Origin of the sequence: Mycobacterium sp. (assembly GCF_035314905.1) — a bacterium.
Lineage (GTDB): Bacteria > Actinomycetota > Actinomycetes > Mycobacteriales > Mycobacteriaceae > Mycobacterium.
The window spans coordinates 1-20,073 of the sequence record NZ_DATFYW010000159.1 but is presented as its reverse complement, the minus strand read 5'-3'; the positions used below and the strand labels follow the sequence as shown (position 1 = coordinate 20,073).

19 protein-coding genes and 2 pseudogenes are annotated in these 20,073 nt (G+C 67.8%); 10 read left to right on the top strand and 11 right to left on the bottom strand.

Going from position 1 to position 20,073, the window contains the following annotated elements; translation table 11 throughout:
* The 4 genes and pseudogenes from VKG81_RS13750 to VKG81_RS13735 all read left to right on the top strand — a co-directional run.
* Positions 1-348 (top strand): annotated as a pseudogene (locus tag VKG81_RS13750) (tRNA (guanosine(46)-N7)-methyltransferase TrmB); the annotation flags it as partial.
* Positions 345-1,019 carry an NYN domain-containing protein gene (locus tag VKG81_RS13745; protein WP_324396770.1) on the top strand — a complete coding sequence of 225 codons (675 nt, stop codon included), beginning with the start codon at positions 345-347 and terminating at the stop codon, positions 1,017-1,019. The pseudogene VKG81_RS13750 and the gene VKG81_RS13745, both read left to right, overlap by 4 nt.
* A gap of 50 nt (positions 1,020-1,069) precedes the next feature.
* Complete coding sequence (locus VKG81_RS13740; RefSeq protein WP_324396769.1) at positions 1,070-3,985, top strand: MMPL family transporter; 2,916 nt, start codon at positions 1,070-1,072, stop codon at positions 3,983-3,985.
* 101 nt (positions 3,986-4,086) lie between these two features.
* On the top strand, positions 4,087-4,791 hold the full coding sequence (locus VKG81_RS13735) for a DUF4389 domain-containing protein (RefSeq protein WP_324396767.1): 705 nt from the start codon (positions 4,087-4,089) through the stop codon (positions 4,789-4,791).
* Here VKG81_RS13735 and VKG81_RS13730 read toward each other — a convergent pair.
* On the bottom strand, positions 4,788-5,936 hold the full coding sequence (locus tag VKG81_RS13730; protein WP_324396765.1) for an AI-2E family transporter: 1,149 nt from the start codon (positions 5,934-5,936) through the stop codon (positions 4,788-4,790). The genes VKG81_RS13735 and VKG81_RS13730 overlap by 4 nt on opposite strands.
* Positions 5,937-6,020: 84 nt before the next feature.
* Here VKG81_RS13730 and VKG81_RS13725 point away from each other — a divergent pair.
* Positions 6,021-7,060, top strand: a pseudogene (locus VKG81_RS13725) (lysylphosphatidylglycerol synthase transmembrane domain-containing protein); the annotation flags it as partial.
* Positions 7,061-7,187: 127 nt separating this feature from the next.
* Here VKG81_RS13725 and VKG81_RS13720 read toward each other — a convergent pair.
* Positions 7,188-7,382 carry a hypothetical protein gene (locus VKG81_RS13720; RefSeq protein WP_324396763.1) on the bottom strand — a complete coding sequence of 65 codons (195 nt, stop codon included), beginning with the start codon at positions 7,380-7,382 and terminating at the stop codon, positions 7,188-7,190.
* 1 nt (position 7,383) lies between these two features.
* On the opposite strand from VKG81_RS13720, the gene VKG81_RS13715 reads away from it, so the two are divergent.
* Together VKG81_RS13715 and VKG81_RS13710 are read left to right on the top strand one after the other, a co-directional pair.
* Positions 7,384-8,457, top strand: a complete 1,074-nt coding sequence (locus VKG81_RS13715; RefSeq protein WP_324396761.1) for a M23 family metallopeptidase — start codon at positions 7,384-7,386, stop codon at positions 8,455-8,457.
* Positions 8,458-8,461: 4 nt separating this feature from the next.
* A complete protein-coding gene (locus VKG81_RS13710; RefSeq protein ID WP_324396759.1) occupies positions 8,462-8,827 on the top strand; it encodes a DUF3054 domain-containing protein in 366 nt (121 codons plus the stop codon).
* Here the strand turns inward: VKG81_RS13710 and VKG81_RS13705 are convergent.
* The 4 genes from VKG81_RS13705 to VKG81_RS13690 all read right to left on the bottom strand — a co-directional run bounded on the left by VKG81_RS13705 (position 8,824) and on the right by VKG81_RS13690 (position 11,934).
* A complete protein-coding gene (locus VKG81_RS13705) occupies positions 8,824-10,077 on the bottom strand; it encodes a HAMP domain-containing sensor histidine kinase (protein ID WP_414685271.1) in 1,254 nt (417 codons plus the stop codon). The two genes, VKG81_RS13710 and VKG81_RS13705, sit on opposite strands and share 4 nt — an antisense overlap.
* A gap of 65 nt (positions 10,078-10,142) precedes the next feature.
* On the bottom strand, positions 10,143-10,820 hold the full coding sequence (locus VKG81_RS13700; protein WP_324396755.1) for a response regulator transcription factor: 678 nt from the start codon (positions 10,818-10,820) through the stop codon (positions 10,143-10,145).
* A 58-nt stretch (positions 10,821-10,878) separates the two neighbouring features.
* Entirely contained in the window at positions 10,879-11,256 is a 378-nt protein-coding gene (locus VKG81_RS13695) for a heme-binding protein (protein WP_324396772.1), read from the bottom strand.
* A 132-nt stretch (positions 11,257-11,388) separates the two neighbouring features.
* Positions 11,389-11,934, bottom strand: a complete 546-nt coding sequence (locus VKG81_RS13690; protein WP_324396753.1) for a hemophore — start codon at positions 11,932-11,934, stop codon at positions 11,389-11,391.
* 247 nt (positions 11,935-12,181) lie between these two features.
* On the opposite strand from VKG81_RS13690, the gene VKG81_RS13685 reads away from it, so the two are divergent.
* From VKG81_RS13685 to VKG81_RS13675, 3 genes are all read left to right on the top strand, one after another.
* The gene (locus tag VKG81_RS13685) at positions 12,182-15,103 is read left to right on the top strand and encodes an MMPL family transporter (protein WP_324396751.1); all 2,922 of its coding nucleotides are present in this window, start codon (positions 12,182-12,184) and stop codon (positions 15,101-15,103) included.
* Complete coding sequence (locus VKG81_RS13680) at positions 15,100-15,627, top strand: XRE family transcriptional regulator (RefSeq protein ID WP_324396750.1); 528 nt, start codon at positions 15,100-15,102, stop codon at positions 15,625-15,627. Before VKG81_RS13685 ends, VKG81_RS13680 begins: the two co-directional genes overlap by 4 nt.
* Before the next feature lie 109 nt (positions 15,628-15,736).
* The gene (locus VKG81_RS13675) at positions 15,737-15,922 is read left to right on the top strand and encodes a hypothetical protein (RefSeq protein WP_324396748.1); all 186 of its coding nucleotides are present in this window, start codon (positions 15,737-15,739) and stop codon (positions 15,920-15,922) included.
* On the opposite strand, the gene VKG81_RS13670 is transcribed toward VKG81_RS13675, so the two are convergent.
* From VKG81_RS13670 to VKG81_RS13650, 5 genes are all read right to left on the bottom strand, one after another.
* Positions 15,898-16,392, bottom strand: a complete 495-nt coding sequence (locus VKG81_RS13670; RefSeq protein WP_324396746.1) for a helix-turn-helix domain-containing protein — start codon at positions 16,390-16,392, stop codon at positions 15,898-15,900. The genes VKG81_RS13675 and VKG81_RS13670 overlap by 25 nt on opposite strands.
* A gap of 64 nt (positions 16,393-16,456) precedes the next feature.
* Positions 16,457-17,659 (bottom strand): DUF1501 domain-containing protein, encoded by a 1,203-nt coding sequence (locus VKG81_RS13665; protein WP_324396744.1) that lies wholly within the window; start codon positions 17,657-17,659, stop codon positions 16,457-16,459.
* Positions 17,660-17,670: 11 nt separating this feature from the next.
* Entirely contained in the window at positions 17,671-18,990 is a 1,320-nt protein-coding gene (locus tag VKG81_RS13660) for a DUF1800 domain-containing protein (RefSeq protein ID WP_324396742.1), read from the bottom strand.
* Positions 18,991-19,290: 300 nt separating this feature from the next.
* Positions 19,291-19,596 carry a hypothetical protein gene (locus VKG81_RS13655; protein ID WP_324396739.1) on the bottom strand — a complete coding sequence of 102 codons (306 nt, stop codon included), beginning with the start codon at positions 19,594-19,596 and terminating at the stop codon, positions 19,291-19,293.
* A 63-nt stretch (positions 19,597-19,659) separates the two neighbouring features.
* Positions 19,660-20,073, bottom strand: a 414-nt coding sequence (locus tag VKG81_RS13650; protein ID WP_324396737.1) for an HNH endonuclease signature motif containing protein, incomplete at its 5' end; no start/stop codon positions are given.

Sequence of the window (20,073 nt, the reverse complement as noted above, 5' to 3'; positions counted from 1 at the left end):
CTCGACGTCCTCGAGCACATGGTCGGCAGCGACTCGCTGACCGCGGTGAGGGTGTTCTTCCCCGACCCGTGGCCCAAGTCACGGCACCACAAGCGCAGGCTGCTGCAGCCGAACACCGTCGCGCTGATCGCCGATCGGCTGCGGCATGGCGGTGTGCTGCACGTGGCCACCGACCACCCGGCCTATGCGGGGCAGATCGCCGAGGTTGCAGACGCCGAGCCGCGGTTGCGTCGCGTCGACCCCGGCCGCGCACTTCCCGTCTCGGCGCACCGGCCCATCACCAAGTACGAGACCAAGGCGCACGACGCGGGCTTCGCGGTGGCCGAGCTGCTCTGGGAGAAACCATGAGCGTGATCGAAGAAATCGTGGTGGCACCGGCCACGGACGCGCCGACGGCCCCGCGGCGCGTGCTGCTCGTGTGGGACGCGCCGAACCTCGACATGGGGCTGGGCTCGATCCTGGGCGGCCGGCCAACGGCCGCCTACCGGCCGCGGTTCGACGCGTTGGGCCGCTGGCTGCTGTCCCGCACCACCGAGCTGGCCGCGGTGCACAGCGACGTGTCGCTGGAACCCGAGGCCACCGTGTTCACCAACATCGCCCCAGGTAGCGCGGACGTTGTGCGGCCATGGGTGGAGGCGCTTCGCAACGTCGGCTTCGCGGTGTTCGCGAAGCCGAAGATCGACGAGGACAGCGACGTCGACAGCGACATGCTGGACCACATCGCGTTGCGGCAGGGCGAGGGGCTGGCCGGTCTCCTGGTGGCCTCCGCGGATGGGCAGGCGTTTCGCCAGCCCCTGGAGGAGATTTCCACGTCGGGCGTGCCGGTCCAGGTGCTCGGATTTCGCGAACACGCGAGCTGGGCGCTAGCGTCGGATACGTTGGAGTTCGTCGACTTGGAGGACATTCCCGGTGTTTTCCGCGAACCATTGCCCCGGGTCGGCCTAGATTCTCTACCGGAGCAAGGGGCGTGGCTGCAGCCGTTCCGGCCGCTGTCGTCGCTGCTGACCGCGCGGGTGTAGACGAAGTGATTGACGCGCAGTCTGCGAGAAAGAGCTAGTTAGGAGCATAGGTGTTCGCCTGGTGGGGTCGAACCGTGTACCGCTACCGGTTCATCGTGATCGGGGTGATGGTGGCGCTGTGCCTCGGTGGCGGCATTTTTGGTCTGAGCCTTGGAGATCACGTCACCCAGAGCGGTTTCTACGACGACAACAGCCAGTCCGCGAAGGCGTCGGTGCTGGGCGACCAGGTGTACGGCAGGGACAGAACGAGCCACGTCGTGGCGATTTTCACCGCGCCCGACGGCCAGGCGGTCGACGACCCCCAGTGGCAGAAGGACATCGTCGATGAGCTCAACAAGGTGCAGGCCGATCATCCCGACCAGATCCTCGGCTGGGTCGGCTGGCTGAAGGCGCCGAGCAGCACGGACCCGACGGTGCAGAAGATGCACACGTCGGACATGAGACGCACGTTCGTCAGCATTCCGCTGAAGGGCAATAACGACGACGAAATCCTGAACAACTACAAGGCCGTGCAAAGTGACTTGCAGAAGCTCGACGGCGGCAAGGTCGAGCTGGCGGGCCTGCAGCCGGTGGCCAACGAGCTGACCGGAACGATCGCCAAGGACCAGAAGCGCGCGGAGGTGCTCGCGGTGCCGCTCGTTGCGGTGGTGCTGTTCTTCGTGTTCGGCGGCGTTATCGCCGCCGGGCTGCCGGTGATCGTCGGGGGTCTGTCCATCGCCGGCTCGCTGGGCATCCTGCGGTTGATCGCGGTGTTCGGGCCGGTGCACTACTTCGCCCAACCCGTTGTCACGATGATCGGCCTCGGTATCGCGATCGACTACGGGCTGTTCGTGGTCAGCCGTTTCCGTGAAGAGACCGCCGACGGCTATGACACCGAGACGGCGGTGCGTCGCACCGTGATGACGGCGGGGCGGACCGTGACGTTCTCGGCGGTGATCATCGTCGCGTCGGCGGCAGGTCTGCTGCTGTTCCCGCAGGGGTTCCTCAAATCCCTGACCTATGCGGTCATCGCGGCGGTGATGCTGTCCGCGATCCTGTCTGTCACTTTGCTGCCGGCCTGCCTCGGGATCCTCGGCCACAATGTCGACGCCTTCGGCGTGCGCACACTCCTGCGGGTTCCGTTCTTCCGCAACTGGAAACCGACCAACTGGTGGCTGAACTGGTTGGCGGACCGCCTGCAGAGGACCAAGACCCGCGAAGAGATCGAGAACGGCTTCTGGGGCAAGCTGATCAACCGGGTGATGAAGCGGCCGATCCTGTTCGCCGCCCCGATCATCATCGTCATGATCCTGCTGATCGTCCCGCTCGGGAAGCTGTCGCTCGGCGGCATCAGCGAGAAGTACCTGCCGCCCGGCAACCCCGTGCGCCAGGCCCAGGAGGACTTCGACCGGACCTTCCCCGGCTTCCGCACGAACCAGCTGACGCTGGTCATCCAGAACGCCAGCGCGCCCCAGATCGATGAGATCGCCAACAAGGCCGCCCAGATCAGCGGCTTCACCAATCCCACCTGGCAACCGCGGCCGGCCACGGATGAGGGCAACCACGATCCCAAGGTCACAGTCCTTCAGAACGGCCTGGTGAACAGCAACGACGCCGCGGCGAGGATAAGCGACCTGCGGTCGATCCAGCCTCCGAAGGGCGTGACCCTGTGGGTCGGCGGCACACCGGCATTGGAGCAGGACTCGATCCACAGCATCTTCTCGCACATGCCGCTGATGCTGGTGATCCTGATCTGCACGACAACGATCCTGATGTTCCTGGCGTTCGGGTCGCTGGTGCTGCCGATCAAGGCGGCGGTGATGAGCGCACTGACGCTGGGCTCGACGCTGGGCGTGCTGACGTGGATCTTCGTCGACGGCCACTTCTCGAAGTGGCTGAATTTCACGCCGACGCCGTTGACCGCGCCGGTGATCGGCCTGATCATCGCGGTGATCTACGGTCTGTCCACCGACTACGAGGTGTTCCTCGTGTCCCGCATGGTGGAGGCACGCGAGCGCGGCATGTCCACTGCCGAGGCCATCCGGCTCGGCACGGCGGCAACCGGACGGATCATCACGGCCGCGGCGTTGATCCTTGTGATGGTCATGGGCGCGTTCGTGTTCTCCGACCTGGTGATGATGAAGTACCTGGCGTTCGGGTTCATCGCGGCGCTGCTGCTGGATGCGACGGTGGTGCGGATGTTCCTCGTGCCGTCGGTGATGAAGCTGCTCGGCGACGACTGCTGGTGGGCTCCGCGGTGGATGAAGCGGCTGCAGAACCGCATCGGCATGGGCGAGATCTATCTGCCCGACGAGCGCAAGCGGCCCGCGGCCCGGGAGGTGGAACCGGCGCTGGTTGGCGCCGGTGCCGCGCTGACGCCGCCGCACGACCCGACGCACCCTGCCGTCGAGGGCGCGCCGCGGCCGGGTGCGCTACGGCCGGCGCCGCGGCGCATTCCGCCGCAGGAACCCTCCGGTGCAGGCACAACCCGGATGCCCGCCCGGCCGCAGGCTCCGGCTGAGCCGCAGACGACGCGGCTGTCGACCGCGGCCCGAAACGCCGCCCGCGCGGTGGTCAACAACGCGACCGCGATCACACAGCGCACACATCGGCCCGCTCCGCCCCGTCCGCCGCGCGAGGAGCGGGAGATCGAATCGTGGCTCGGCGAGCTGCGCGGAGAGCCGCCCCCTCCGCCGGCGCCTGCTCCGCCGCGACCGTCGGCCGAGCCGACCCGCGCTATGCCGGAAGCCCGGCTTGGGGTACCTCCCGCTCGCGGGGGAGGCACCGGGCCGGGTGATGCCGACAAGACGACCGCGATACCGGTGCATCGGCAGGCGAAGCCGACGAGCGACCCCGAGTCGACCGAGAAGTTGCCGAGTCAGGGCCAGAGCCGTAAGCCCGCCCAGGAAGCCGATGACGACCAGCGCCCGCGACGCACCGGCGGCGTCAGTGCGCAGGACCTGCTGCGCCGGGAGGGCCGTATCTAGCCGCAGGCGACACACCGGCGCCCCGCGTGACGATTGAGGGAACAGACGCTCGTCGTTAGATTTGATGCGCCTGAAGGGATCCTCAAATGCAACCTGAAACATTGCAACCTGAAACGCGCCCATATCCGGTTCGCGTCCGCGGCGATCTCGACCCGGCGCTGTCACGCTGGCAGTGGCTGGTGAAGTGGTTGCTCGCGATTCCTCACTACATCGTGCTGTTCTTCCTGAACATCGCCTACGTGGTGGTCACGGTGATCGCGTTCTTCGCAATCCTGTTCACCGGCAAATACCCGCGGGCGCTGTTCGACTTCAATGTCGGTGTCCTGCGGTGGCGCTGGCGTGTGCTGTTTTACGCACTGACCGCGCTGGGTACCGACAAGTACCCGCCGTTCAGCCTGCAGCCCAAGCCGGAGTATCCGGCCGACCTCGAGGTCGACCATCCCGAGCGCCTGCACCGCGGTCTGGTGCTGATCAAGTGGTGGCTGCTGGCTATTCCGCACTACCTGGTGCTCCTGGCCTTCTACGGCGGCGCGCAGTGGTTCGCGACCGACGACAACGGCGACTGGGAGGTCGGCTACACCAGGGTGTCGCTGATCATCGTCCTGCTCGTGATCGCGGTCGTGGCCCTGCTGTTCACCGGGCGCTACCCGCGCGGCGTGTATGCCTTCGTGATGGGAATCAACCGGTGGGCGATCCGGGTGCGCGCCTATACGTCGCTGATGCGCGACGAGTACCCGCCGTTCCGGCTGGACCAGGGGGAGCGCGAACCCGAGCCGCAGACCCTGCCCGGGGCGCCGCCCACCTAGCCGTTGGACTCCGGCGGTTCGATCCGGTCGGGCTCTGCGCTGATGCCCACCGGCTCCTCGACATCGGGCGGCTCACCCGGCGCGCCGGTCTCCTCCGGGTGTTCGGTCAGCACGCGGACCGCGCTGTTGAGAAAGGCGATGGTCGGCACGGCCAGCAGCGCGCCGATGATGCCGGACAGCACCGCACCGGTCGAGATGCCCAGCACGACGGCCAGCGGGTGGATCGACACGGCGCGGCCCATCACGAGCGGCTGCAGCACGTGCGCCTCCAACTGCTGCACGGCGATGATCAGCCCCAGCGTTATCAGCGCATAGATGAAGCCCTTGGCCAGCAGCGCGACGACGACCGCGAGGAACCCGGACAGCACCGCACCGACCAGCGGGATGAACGCGCCGAGGAACACCAGCGACGCCAGCGGCAGCGCCAGCGGCACCCCCATGATCGCAAGCCCCGTGCCGATCCCGACCGCGTCGACGAGCGCGACCAGAAACGTCGCTCGCACGTAGCCGATCAGCGATCCGAACCCCGCGCGGCCCGCGTCGCGCACTTTCTCGCGCACATTGGCCGGAAAGATCCGCGTCACGAACTGGTAGATGTTCCGGCCGCCGTAGAGGAAGAAGATCAGGGTGAACAGCACCACGAACGCGCCGGTGACGATCTCGGTGATCGTGCCTGCCGTGGACAACGCGCCGCTGGTCAGCCTCTCCTGGTTGCTGCGCAGCGCCTGGATCGCCGAGTTGCCCGCATTGTCGATCTGCTGCCTGCTCAGGTGCGCCGGGCCGTTGATCAACCAGTTGCGCGCGGTCTCGATGCTGTGGGTCACCTGCTCGATCAGCCCGGGCAAACCGTCGATGAACTGGCTGACGACGAACGACAGGATGCCGCCGAGGACCGCGAGCCCGAACAACAGCAGCAAGAACACCGCCCAGCCGCGCGGGACGCCGTGGCTGTCGAGCCAGTCCACCCCGGGCAGGAGCAACGCGGTGAGCACCCCTGCGAGCGCGACGGGCACGAAGATCAGCTGCAGGTGCTTGACCACCCACAGCAACGCGAGCACCGCCACGAAGATCACCAGTAGACGCCAGGACCATGCGGCGGTCTTGCGTACGAGCTGGGTGACGGCTGCGTCTTCAGGCGCTGGCATGCCGGTAGCGTAGCGCCGTGTTCGGCGTGCCCCGCCGCAACGGCGGGGACGGGACCACCCGCGCGGCTACCCTGTACCACGTGTCCCAAGACGCGCAGGCGCGCGCCGCCCGCAGCGGGGAAGCACAGTCACGCGGCAAATATTGGTGGCTGCGATGGGTGGTCCTCGGTGTGGCCGCGATCGTCCTCGCCGTCGAGGTCGCCCTGGTCTGGGATCAGCTCGCGCAGGCGTGGCGCAGCCTTTCCGCGGCGCGCTGGTGGTGGGTGCTGGCCGCGATCGGCGCGGCGCTGGCCTCCATGCACAGCTTTGCTCAGATTCAGCGAACCCTTCTGCGTTCGGCGGGCGTCGTCGTCAAGCAGTGGCGCTCCGAGACGGCGTTCTACGCAGGCAACGCGCTGAGCACCACGCTGCCCGGTGGTCCTGTGCTGTCCGCGACGTTCATCTATCGGCAGCAACGCATTTGGGGCGCCACCCCGGTGGTCGCGTCGTGGCAGCTGGTGATGTCCGGTGCGCTGCAGGTGGTCGGACTCGCGGTGCTCGGGCTGGGCGGCGCGTTTTTGCTTGGGGCGAAGAACAACCCGTTCTCGCTGATCTTCACGCTCGGCGGGTTCGTCGCGCTGATACTGCTGGCCCAGGCCGTCGCGACGCGCCCGGAGCTGATTGACGGCATCGGTGTGCGGGTGCTCTCGTGGGTCAACTCGGTACGGTCCAGGCCCGCCGACACCGGCCTGGACAGATGGCGCGAGACGCTGAGCCAGTTGGAGTCGGTCAGCCTGAGCCGCCGTGAACTGGCAGTCGCGTTCAGCTGGTCGCTGTTCAACTGGGTGGCCGATGTGGCCTGCTTGCTGTTCGCATCGTATGCAGCGGGCGGGCGCCCGTCGCTGGCCGGGCTGACGGTGGCCTACGCGGCCGCGCGCGCGGTCGGCTCGATACCGCTGATGCCCGGTGGGCTGCTGGTCGTGGAGGCGGTGTTGGTGCCCGGTCTGGTTACCAGCGGCATGAGCCTGCCCGACGCGATCTCTGCGATGCTGATCTATCGGCTGATCAGCTGGATTCTGGTTGCCGTGATCGGCTGGGTGCTGTTCTTCTTCCTGTTCCGGACCGAGAGCCAGATCGACCCCGACGCGGCCGAACGCGGCGGCATCGACGCCGAACCCAGGGACAACGGCAGCGCCCATCCCGGCGCCGGGTCGGATCATCGCCCCGACGATCCGTAGCCGCCGCATCGGACCCCGTCAGTGCGTGGTTGGATCACCCCATGCAGCCGCGCTTTTCGGCGATCGCAGTCTGCGCGGTCGCAGCCCTGACGCTTGCCTCGTGCGCGACCGGAAAGGAGCCGTCGCCGAGCCCGCCGACTGTGATCGCGACGCCCCCGTCGTCGTCCGTCTCGGCCACGGCGAGCCCGGCGCCGCCGGGCCAGGCGGTGTTGACACCGGTGGTCGGCACCGTGCTCGCACCGCCGGTCCCGGTGCCCGCGACCGACGGCAAGGTACACCTGGCCTACGAGCTGGAGCTGACCAACACACTGCAGCAGGAGGTGACGCTGACGTCCCTCGCGGCGGTCGCCGGCGACAAGACTCTGCTCTCCCTCTCGGGTGACGGATTGGCGTATTGGACACGTGCGCTGGGTGGTTCGACGCCGACGACGAAACTGGGCCCGTCGCAAACCGGGCTGGTGTGGCTCGACGTCGCGCTGGACAAAGCCTCCGGACTCCCCACCGACATCAGCCACTCCATCGGCCTCACGGTGCCGCAGCCGCAGCCGCCGATGGTCCCCGCCACGATCACCGAGACGATCGCGCCGACGAAGGTGGACACCAGCCGTAAACCGGTCACGATCGCACCGCCGCTCAACGGCCCGAGCTGGGTGGCCGGCGGCAGCTGCTGCGGCATGAGCGCCCACCGGATGGCCGTCAACCCGCTCAACGGCCAGCTGTGGGCGCCGGAACGGTTCGCGATCGACTACGTCCAGCTCACCCCCGACGGGCGAATGTTCGTCGGCGACCGGACGAAAGTCGAAAGCTATCCCTATTACGGCGCCGACATCCACGCCGTCGCCGACGGTCCCGTGGTCGCGGTGGTGGACAACCTGCCCGACCAGGTGCCGGGCACCAACCCGGCCGGCCTGCCGCTCGACCAGTACGGCGGCAACCACATCGTGCAGGACATCGGTGGCGGGAACTACGCGTTCTACGCCCACCTCAAACCCGGCAGCATCAAGGTCAAGGTCGGCGACAAGCTCACCGCCGGACAGACCGTGGCCGCGTTGGGCAACAGCGGCAACACCAGCGCACCGCATCTGCACTTCCAGGTGATGAGCACGCCAGATCCCCTGCTGTCCGACGGATTACCGTTCGTATACGACAAATTCCGGCTGGACTCGCGTGTCGCGTCCGACGATGCGCTCAACCAGCTCGAGGACACGGGCGGCCCGGTGCAGCTGCAAACCGGCTTTCCGGGGGGCGACCAGAGCGGCGTGATGCCACTCGATCTCGACGTGATGACCTACCCGGCGCGGTGACGACGTGCGGTCGCGGCAGGTGGTGACGGCGCTGGCCGCCGACTTGGTGTGTGTGCTGCTGTTCTGTGCGGTGGGTCGGCGCAGCCATGCCGAGGGGGTGACCGTCGAGGGCGTGGCCAGGACAGCGTGGCCATTCCTGACCGGGACCGCCGTGGGCTGGCTCGTGTCACGGGGTTGGCGGCGCCCGACGGCCGTCACCCCGACCGGCGTGGTGGTGTGGCTGTGCACGGTTGCGGTCGGAATGTTGTTGCGCAAAGCCAGTTCTCAGGGTGTCGCGGTCAGCTTCATCGTCGTCGCGTCGCTCGTGACCGCGCTGCTGCTGCTCGGCTGGCGCGCCGGTGCGACACTGGTGGGTGGCCGCCGCCGCTAGCTCGCCGTGGACACGGTCAGCGTGGCGCGCAGGCCGCCCAGCGGCCCGTCGGAGAGTTCGATGGCGCCCTCGTGCAAGGCGGCCTGCTGGGCGACCAGAGCGAGCCCGAGTCCCGAACCGCCGGGCGCGGCCGTGCTGCCGCGGGCAAACCGGCCGAGGACGTTCCGGTGCTCGTCGGCGGGCAGCCCGCGGCCGTTGTCATCGACGATGATCGCCATCTCGTGCTCGCGGCGGCCCGCGGTCAGCACGACCCGTGTCGCCCCGCCATGGGTGATCGCGTTGCGCACCAGGTTGTCGACCGCCAGCCGCAGCCCACCGGGCCAGCCCTGGATGATGCCGGCGTCGTCGGCCTTGACCTCGATGTCGACCCCCGGCGACTGCCGCATGTTCTCGCGTGCGACCCGCTCCAGCAGGTCGGCGACATCGATCGGCTCCCGGTCCTCCGGCTTGGCCAGCTGCCCGGACGCCAGCTGACCCAGGGCGGTGATGATGGCCTCGACCCGTCGCTGGGCCCGCGACAGGTCGGCCACCACCTCTTCGCGTTCCTCTTCGGGAAGGTTGTGGATGCGCAGCGTGTCCAGGTCGGCCCGCATCGCGGTGAGCGGGGTCCGCAGCTCGTGGGCCGCGTTCGCGGCGAAGTCCTGAGCGGCCTGCAACGAGTTCGTCGTGGCGGCCTGCGCGGCGGCCAGCCGCTGCAGCATGCCGGTCATCGCTTCCGAGAGGTCCTCTGCTTCTCGGATGCCGTGGACTTCCGGCATCTTGTCGTCGCCCCGGCCGAGGGTCCGGGTGCGCTCCGTCAGCCGACGCAGCGGACGGATCGCCGGCCCCGCCAGCAACCAGCCGAGCCCAGCTGCCATCAACACCGCGAAAGCGCCGATCAGCAGGTACAGGGGAATTCTCGCCCGGTCCATCAGGATGCTGTCGACCCTGATCCCGATCGAAACCCGCACCGTGCCCTCGGACTGCACCATCTCGACCGTGCGAACCCGGTAGTCGACCCCGTTGACACTGACCGTCGAGGTGCCGACCGGCAGCGGCGGCAGCTGAAAACCACGCTGGTAGACGACCTGGTCCGTGCCGCGGGACCTGATCGTGGTGAGGATGCCGCGCGGCTCGGCAACGTTGCGGTCGGGGTTGATGCTGGTATCGATGATCGAGTCGAGCCGGCGGTCAAGCTGGGTAGCGTCGTTGTTGACGAGCAGCACCGAGGTGACGAGGGCGAACAACGCAACAATCGCGGCCGCGGCCATCGCCGCCGCGATCGCCACGCGCGTGCGCAACGAAACCGTTCGATTGAGCCGGCGCCGCAATTGCCTCACGGCTCGTCTCGGAGTACATACCCGATCCCGCGAACTGTGTGGATAACCCGCGGTAGGCCGTCGCGCTCGAGCTTGCGCCGCAGGTAGCTGATGAACACGTCGGCGACGTTGGTGTCGACGTCGAAGTCATACCCCCAGACGAGCTCGAGCAGCCGCTGCCGGGTCAGCACCACGCCGGCGTTCTCGGCCAGCACGGCGAGCAGGTCGAATTCGCGCTTGGTCAGCTCGACGCGCTCGCCGGCGACGAACACCAGCCGACGGGCGGTATCGATGGTCAGGGGCCCGATCGTCATGGCGTCCGAGCGCTCGTCGGAGTGCGACGACCGGCGCAGCAGGGCGTGCAGCCGTGCCACCAGCTCGCCGAGGTCGAACGGCTTGGTCAGATAGTCGTCGGCGCCGGCCTCCAGGCCGGCGATGCGGTCGTTGACGGTGTCGCGCGCGGACAGCACACAGATCGGGATGTCGTTGCCAAGCGCACGCAGCGCCGTCACCACCGCTACCCCGTCCAGCTCCGGCATCTGCACGTCGAGCACCAGCGCGTCGTGCGATTCGCTGGAGAGAAGACGTAGCGCTTCCTTGCCGGTCGCCGCGACCCGAACGTCGAAGCCCCAGTGGCGCAATCCCCGCGCCACCGAGGTCCGCACGTCCGGGTCGTCATCGACCATTAGCACCATGCGGCCTGCACCCTCTTGCACAGGCAGCTCCTGTCCGACCTGCACTACTTTGCTGTTGCTACGCGGGCGAACCGCCGCAACGGTTCCTCAGGTCGATCAGCGGCTGGCGGATGCCTTGCAGGTCCGCCTTCACCTGCGGGTTGGCGTTCAGGTAGTTCTGCACCTGGTCCTTGATTGCCGACTTGGGTTGCCCTTTGAGGCCGGTGAAGAACGCGTTCACATCAGGGTGGCTGAACAGGTACGCCGAGGTGGAAGCCGAGACGCCGGCCGATACGCCCGCGAGGTCAGCGGCGGTGCAGTTCGGCGGCGGGGGCGGCGGAGCCGGCGGATCGGCGAGCGCCGAGGGGACGGCACCGCAAAGCGTCGCACCGGCGACCGCACCGGCACCGAACGCGCCGGCCACCGCACGGCGCGCGGCACGGGCAGAGAGCAACATGGATGGGGCTCCTTCATCGCGTGTTGACAGGCCGAGGCCGGTAACGGCCACGGACATAGGGAAGCTAAGCAGATCCGCGCGAGACTTTCTTGCCTTGCGATTAACCAATTCTGAGAAACCCCGAAAACGCCCCTAGTGCGCGGCGGGTGTGGTAACCGCCGTCGTCGTGGTGGCCGGTCCGGGCAACGGCCCCGTCGCCACCGGAACCTGGGCCGGCTGTGCTGCGGAACCGGAAGGCAGGCCGGCAGGCTGCGCGCCACCGCCGGGCAGCCCGCCGTTCTGGGCCGCGGCCTGGAGGAACTGCAGGGCCTGGGGCACCGTGATCGGTAGCTTGCACTGGCCGGAGAGGCCCGCCAGCGGCTGCTGAATCGTCTGCAGGTCCTTGCCCACCTGGGGGTTGGCGTCGAAGTATGTCTTCAGCGAGGCCGGTGCTTGCGGCGCCGGTTGCTGGGCGGCGTTGGTCAGCGCCGTGTTGGCGTCCGGATGTGAGTCGAGGTAGTTGCCCGTGTTGGTCGACACCGAGCCGATGGTGCGGGCGATCTCGCTCGCCGCGCACGGGTTCGGAGCCGCGGTCGCCGACGGCACCGCGATCACAGCGGCCGCCACGCCGCCGATCACGCATGCGGCGGATGCGCCGTGCCGGCTCCGGCGCACGGTCCGCGGGGCGGTCGTTTTCATGGAAAACTCCTTACGATTTGCGGACACTTACCCGATCGCACGAACCGGCGAATTCACGGTGAATGCCCACGGCACGGAAACGGCCGAGCCCCATCGTGCCATCCGAGGGCAGCACGAGGCCAATTAACGACCCGTTGCGGCAGGTCGGAGCCTGTAACGAGGAGAGTCCCCTCACACGATGCTGTTGTAGGCTCACGTCCACGCGGGACGGCCCGGAAGAAAGCGGGGAGTTGCTATCCAGCAGTTCATGATGCACTTGAGCAGCCACCTGCGCCGCCGTCGCTGGGCAGTGTTCGTGACGTGGCTGCTTGTGCTCGTACCCGCCGTCTTGTTGACACTGCACGAGTCGGACCATCTGACCGGCGGTGGGTTCGAGGTCGCCGGCTCCCAGTCGCTGCACGTCCAGTACCAACTTCAAGACCGCTTCCCCGACCAGGGCGCCTCCCCGCTCGCGCTGGTCGCCGCGCCGCGCCCGGACGCCACCGATGACGACATGAACAACGCCGTCGCGCTGCTCGAGCGCGACGCTGCCGAGGTGCCCAGCGTGACGGTGGTGCCGAACCCCGGACAGCCCCCGCCGCAGTCGGGCCGGCCCTACGTCGTCTCACTGAAGCTCGACTTCAACAACAGCGGCGCGGTCGATGTCGCTGAGCAGCTACGCAGCAAGATCGGTGTCAATGGCGACCAACCGGGCCAGTTCGCCAACGGCAAGGTCCGGCTGTACGTGATCGGGCAGGGTGCGCTGGGCGCGGCCGCCCAGGCCAGCACCAAGCAGGACATCGAGCAGGCCGAGCAGTGGAACCTTCCGATCATCCTGGTTGTCTTGCTGGCGGTGTTCGGCTCACTCGCTGCGGCGGCGATGCCGCTGATTCTCGGCATCGTCACGGTCGCGGTGTCGATGGGCCTCGTCTTCCTGCTGGCGATGCACAGCCAGATGTCGGTGTTCGTCACGTCGACGGTGTCGATGTTCGGCATCGCGTTGGCCGTCGACTATTCCCTTTTCATCTTGATGCGTTACCGCGAGGAGTTGCGGGCGGGCCGGGATCCCAGGCAGGCCACCGACGCCGCGATGGCGACCTCGGGGCTGGCTGTGGTGCTGTCCGGCCTCACCGTGATCGCGTCCGTGACGGGTATCTACCTGATCAACACGCCGGTGCTGCGGTCGATGGCCACCGGCGCGATTCTGACGGTCGCGGTGGCGGTCCTGACCTCGACGACACTCACGCCCGCGGTGCTGGCCACGTTCGGCCGGGCGGCCGCCAAACGGTCGTGGCTGCTGCACTGGTCGCGACGCCCGGAGGCTACGCAGTCGCCGTTCTGGTCGCGCTGGATCAGCGCGGTGATGCGGCGCCCGTGGGCTTCGGCGCTCGCGGCGACCGTGCTGCTGTTGTCGCTGGCGGCGCCGACGTTTTCGATGACGCTGTCCAACAGCATGCAGCGGCAGTTCCCGCCGACGCACGAGATCCGCGGCGGCGTCAGCGCCGCGGCGCAAGCGCTCGGCCCCGGCGCGCTGGGCCCGATCCGCGTGCTCGTCGAGTTCCCCGACCGCGACGCGTCCAGCCCCCAACACGTCGCCATCCTCGATGCGGTGCGCGGCCAGATGCAGCAAGCGCCCGACATCGTCAATGTGACACCGCCGGTGTTCGCCAACGACAACAGCAGCGCACTCCTGAGCGCGGTGCTGTCGGTGGATCCGGAGGACATGGGCGCGCGCGACGCGATCGACTGGATGCGCCGGAACCTGCCGCAGGTGCCGGGCGCTGAGGCCAGCCACATCAGTGTGGGCGGTCCGACAGCGCTGATCAAGGACTTCGATGACCGCGTCACACAGATGCAGCCATGGGTGTTCCTGTTCGTGTCGGCGGTGGCCTTCGTGATGCTGCTGATCTCGATCCGCTCGGTCTTCCTGGCCTTCAAGGGCGTGCTGATGACCGTGCTGTCGGTGGCCGCCGCCTACGGCAGCCTGGTGATGGTGTTCGAGTGGGGCTGGCTGAAAGACCTCGGTTTCCAGCCGATCTCCTCCCTCGACAGCTCCGTTCCGCCGCTGGTGCTGGCGATCACGTTCGGCCTGTCGATGGACTATGAAATCTTCCTGCTGACCCGCATCCGGGAACGTTTCCTGCAGACGAACAACACCCGCGATGCGGTGTCCTGGGGCGTGAGCACCAGCGCCCGCACGATCACCAGCGCGGCGCTGATCATGATCGCGGTCTACGTCGGTTTCGCATTTGCCGGCATGCCGCTGGTCGCCGAGCTCGGGGTGGCGTGCGCGGTCGCGATCGCGGTCGACGCCACCGTGGTGCGGCTGGTGCTCGTGCCGGCGCTGATGGCGATGTTCGACCAGTGGAACTGGTGGCTGCCCAGGTGGCTCGACCGCCTCCTCCCGTCGGTCGACTTCGAGAAACCGCTGCCCAAGGTCAACATCGGCGACGTGGTCGTCATCCCCGACGACATCTCGGCGATCGTCGCTCCGGGCTCCGACGTCCGGACCATGGTCAAGTCCGCGGCGAAGCTGAAAGACCTGGCGCCCGATTCGATTACGGTGGCGGATCCGCTTGCGTTCAGCGGCTGCACCCGCGCCGGCGAGGAACCCGCCCTCGCCGCGTCGGCGGCCCGGACCAACGGCCACAGCACCACCAATGGGCGCGTCCACCGCAACGGCGCCGGGCGGCCGATGCCGTGGGCCGGGCGCGGGGTGCATCCGGTCACGATGTGGAAGGGGCGGCTGTCGGTCGCACTCGACGCGCTCGAGGTCGACGCGACGGACCCGTTCGCGCCCGTGGAGCGGCGCAGCCCCGTCGAGACCGCGAACATTCAGTTGCCGACCGGCGACCGCCTGCAAATCCCGACCGGGGCCGAGACCCTGCGCATGAAGAGCTACCTGCTGCTGTGCCGCAACAGCAGCCGCGACTACGCGGAATTTGCCGAACTGGTCGGCGCCATGGACACGCACACTGCCGCTGCGGTTCTGGCCGGGATGGACAAGTATTACTGTGGTCAACAGTCCAGGAGACAATGGGTTGCCACTCAGCTGGTCCGGCGCCTGGCAGATCCGCAGCCGTCGGACGATGACGACCCGTCGTCGCGCTTGGACGACGATGTCGACTGGTCGGAGGTCAGGCAGCGGTGCCTGTCGGTAGCCGTGGCGATGCTCGAGGAGGCGAGGTGACCTTGGCAGCGGATGCGCGACGCGACGACGCCGCGCCCACCATTCGTCTCAGCAGCGCTGCTCAGGTATCGCAGCTGTCGGCCTACGACGACAGGCCGGTGGAGTTCTGGCCCACCGCTGCGATCAGGGCGGCGGTGGAAAGCGGCGACCTGACCATCTGGCAGCGCATCGTCACTGCGGTCAAGCGTGACCCCTACGGCCGGACCGCCCGACAGGTCGAAGAGGTGCTCGAGGGCACTTCGTCCTACGGCATCACCGCGGCGCTTGACGAGGTCCTGTCCCGCAGCCGCGAGCACCTGGAGGCCGACGAGCGCGCCGAGGTCGGCCGACAGGTGCAGTTGCTGCTCGACCGTTCCGGCCTCGGGCGCCAAGAGTTCGCCTCCCGGATCGGGGCGTCCGCCGAGGAACTGATGTCCTACGTCAACGGCGACGTCAGCCCGTCGGCCGTCCAGATGGTTCGGATGCGGCGGCTCTCCGACCGCTTCGCGAAGATGAGGGCGCAGCGCGCGGCGCGGCCCCAGTAGCCGTGCGGGCGACCTATGTTCTGATCCCCGGGGCCGGCGGTGATTCCCAGTACTGGAACTGGGTGGCGCCGCGTTCGCCGAACCCTGGCCGCTCGGCGAGTGGCCCGCGGTGCCCACGCGGTTTCTGCAGGGTGCCGACGACCGAATGTTTCCGCTGAACTTTCAGCGGCGCGTGGTGCGCGAGCGACTGGGGCTGGAGGTCGACGCGATGCCGGGCGGCCACCTCGTGGCAGTGAGCCGGCCGCGCGAACTGGCTGCACGCCTGGAGGGTTACCGCCGCGAAGCCGGGCTGTAGGCAGGGGGCACCATGTTCGGGTCGGTCGCGGACTCCGTCGGAACCATGCGCACCTTCTCGGGCGGCACCCGGCGGCCGTTCCTGGCGTTGACTATCCGCAACTCGACCGGTTCGCCGTTGGCGTCGGTCGGCTGCAATGGCCGATGGTCCGCCGTCGCGCCCCACTTGTCGCCCCACTCCACCATCGCCATCAGGATCGGCTGCAGGTCGCGGCCCTTGTCGGTGAGCCGGTATTCGTAGCGGCTGCCCGAGTCGCCGTACGGGACGCGGACCAGTACCCCGTGCCCGCACAGCCAGTCGAGCCGGTCGGTCAACGTGTTGCGGGCTATGCCCAGCCGCCGCTGGATGTCATCGAACCGAGTCACGCCGAAGTACACATCGCGCACGATCAGCAGCGACCACCAGTCGCCCACCACCTCGAGGGTCTGGGCGACCGAGCAGTTCAGATCCGCAAACGATGCGCGCCGCACCCGTCCAGCCTAGAAGACTTCCGGCTAAATCATCTAGTCATGCAACCGCCTGGCGTGACCGCCCCTACCGGAAGCCCAGGTCGCGTCTTCCGGCGCCGACGGACGGGGTCGGGTCCGTGCCGATCGTGTGGGACAGCAACGTGTGGTAGATGTCGCGGAAGTCGGTGGTGGGTTTGAGGTCGCCGTCGTCGAGGTCGGTCAAGCTCGGCTCGTCGCCGTAAAAGCCGCCCTTGACCGTCTGCCCGGCGACGAAGACCGGGCCGGCGGTGCCGTGATCGGTTCCCTGCGACGCGTTGGCCCGCACCCGCCTCCCGAACTCCGAGTAAGCCAGCACGACAACGTTTTTCCCGTACTTGTCGGTGGCCATTTCGCGGAGGAAGGGTGCCAGCGCGTCGTCGAGGGTCTGCAGCAGACGCTGCTGGGTGCCCCGCTCGTCGGCGTGGGTGTCGAAGCCGCCCAGCTGGACCATGTACACCCGCGTCGGCACCCCGGCCTTGACGCACTTGGCCACCATGTCGAGTTGGGTCGCCAGCCCATTGCGATTACCGCCGGCGGCATTGTTGCGGGCGCCGACGGATGCAAAGGTCTTCTCTGTCGACGCGGTCGCCCGGTAGGCCGCGCACACCGCCGCCATCGCCGGAGTGTCGTGCGGGTCGTCGGCTCCCAGCGCCGTCATCGTAGCTGCCAGGCCGCCCCCGGAACTTGCGCCCGCGCCACCTGAAAGCGCTGCCGCCGTGTGCTTTTCACCGACCGCCATCGGCGGAAGGACGGTCCCGATGTTCACCGCCCGCAGCGGATCGTCGCCGCTCACGTCGAGCCATCGTCCGATCCAGCCGCTCTGCACGGGTTCGGCCGGCGACGCGGTCTGCCAGATGTCCATGGACCGGAAGTGGCTGTGATCGGGCTGCGGATAGCTCACGCCGCGGACGATCGCGAGCCGCTGGTCCTTCCACATCTGGGCCAGGCCCTTGCACACCGGGTTCAGTCCCAACTGGTCGTCGAGGTGCAGCACGTCAGCCGGAGCATAGGCGAGGTTCGGCCGTGCGTCATGATAGGCGTTGTCGGCGTAGGGGATCACCGTGTTGATGCCGTCGTTGCCGCCGTAGAGTGTGACGACCACAAGGACACCGCTGCCCTCGGCGAGTGGCCGGTCCAGTGCTGCCCGACGCAGCTCGGGCCATGTGACCGCGACGCCCCCGGACAACAGACCTGCCGCGCCGACACCGGCGCTGGCGATCAGGAATTTGCGGCGATTGATCTCAGGCATCTGGAATCTCATTACGATGTCAGGTATTCGGGAGTGTTGACGGCAGCCGCGACCAGCTGGGCCGGTGCGGCAACCAACGGCTTGAGTGCGCCTGCGGTACGGTCGGACCACGCGCCGACCCCGATCAAATAGCCGACCGCGTCGATGCGGTCGCCGGGGGATGCCTGCTCGATCGTGGATAGATCACCGACCTTCGCCAGTTTGTTCGCGGCTTGCAGTCGCACACCGGCGCTCGCGGTGGACAGCCACGCCTGCCCGCGAGGCCAGCCCCCGACGTCGGGCGGGTAGAACGGCTGCTGCCCGAGCGTTTTCAGCGCCCCGTTGATCGCCTTGAGCCGCTCAGGTGTGTCAACCGGAACCTGCAGCGTGCGGAGCACTCCGATGAGCCACTCCACAGGCGTGTTGACCATCGCCGCCGGATTGTTCGTGAATTCAGCGTCGGTGAGCACCGCCTTGGTGAGCGCCCGCAGGTCGCGGCCGGGGCCGTACGCGCCGACGAGGCGATCCAGCGCCTGTTCCGACGGCGCGGTGTCCGAGACCAACTGCTGCCACATCCTGCCGGCGACGAACCGTCCCGAATTCGGCTGCGCCAGGACGGCATTACAGAAGCTCGCCGTATCGAGATCGGCGGTGACACCCAGCACCGTCTTGGTTCCGGCGTCGTGGCGCCTGGGGACGATCGACGTCTGCCCGTCGCCGCGGATAACCCAGCCTGTCAGGGCCCTCGCGCCGTTGCGCACATCGGCCTCGGTGTAGCCGTTGCCGTGACCCAGCGCGAACAACTCCATGAACTCGCGGGCCAGGTTTTCGTTCGCGGCTTTGGAGGTGTTGAGCTGGCCGTCCAGCCACCGCAGCATCGCGGCGTCGGTGAGCATCGCGTAGGCGAGCGTGTGGAAATCGCCGAGCTTGAGGGTGCGCAGCTTCTGATTCTGCGCCGCCATCCATCCCGCCATCCGCACTTTGCTGGCCGACGTTGCGAAGTGGTTGTGCCACAACAGCGTCAACTTTTCGTGAGCCGGCTGCTGGACGGCGACCATACGGCTCAGCCACCAATCCGACAACTGCGCCATCTGTTGGTTGAGTTGCCCGTTGTACTGCCGCCGGGCTGCGGGCGTGGCATTTCGTCCAGGCGGCGGTCCGGGCGGGCCGAACTGCGGCACCGGCGTCGATATGGCCCCCGGGTCGCGATCGGGGTCGGAGCCGAATACCTGGTCGAGGTACGTGGACGGGTCAGTCGCGGAGGCCGCGTCGATCTCACGGCCGGTTGTCCCGAAACCTATCCGGCGCAGAAGACGCGCGCTCGCAATCCATTGCGCCGACTGAGTCGACATCGCGACCTCCTCACCCCCCACCGTGCACACGGCTGCCAACAACCGATTTCACTATCGAGGCGCTGGCTGAAACCAGCCTGAAAATAAGGCGTGCGCGGGTAGATCTTCAGCCGATCTTCAGCCCTCGTCGTCGTTGTTTTTTCGGAGGAGTTCTTCGGGGTGGTGGAAGGTGTTGGTGCGGGGCTGGCCGCGAATCGGCGAAGTACGTTCTACACCTAAATCGCAGCTGCTGACGAGATCAGAACGGTGGGCTGTGGCCCGCGGGGTGCATGGCGCTCGATCGGTCACCACCCCGCATCGTTAATTGTTGCTTGGCGGGCAGGACAGGTCGACAAAAACGCTGCCGACATTACTCTTGGGCGCCATCATCACCATCAGATCGCCGTTGGAGGTCATCATCACAGGCAGACCATGGACACCGTCAACAGTGCACGCCGACAGAGACATATTCGATGGCATGTTGAATTGCACGTTGTAGCCCTGGTCTTGCAGCATTTTGACGACATCCGCGGCGTTGCCGGTGTCGGCGGTCGCCGTGGCAGCTGAACCCGAAGCAGCAGCCGCGAGTACGCCGACGAAGACTGAGGTGACGGCGATCATCTTCATCCGACACGTTCCTTTGTTTCGGCGCGACGTTTGATCGCACTTCGGTTCGGACGATATCAAGCACTAGCCGATCCAGCGGTCGGCGTGGGAACTCGTAAGACTTTCGTTCGTTTCTGCCTGCCGATACACGTCGGCGAGCTGCCGGTCAGTCGATCCATTCGGGCAGGGGGTGTTGAGCAGATGGTGGCCGCGGTCGAGGTGGGGTGGGGGGATCCATTCGGTGCGTCCGTCGGCGCGTTTTCGGGTGGTCCAGCCGCCTTCTGTGATGAGCCGATGATGGGGTGGGCAGGCGAAGGTCAGGTCGTCGATGTCGGTGCGGTGGGTTGGGGACCATTCCTCGACGTGGTGGACCTGGCAGCGGTAGCCGGGCACGTCACAGCCCGGCGCCGAGCAGCCGCGGTCGGTGGCGTGCAGCACCAGGCGCTGCTCGGTGGTGGCCAGCCGTTTGGTGTGCCCCAGCCAGCGCGGCCGCCCGGC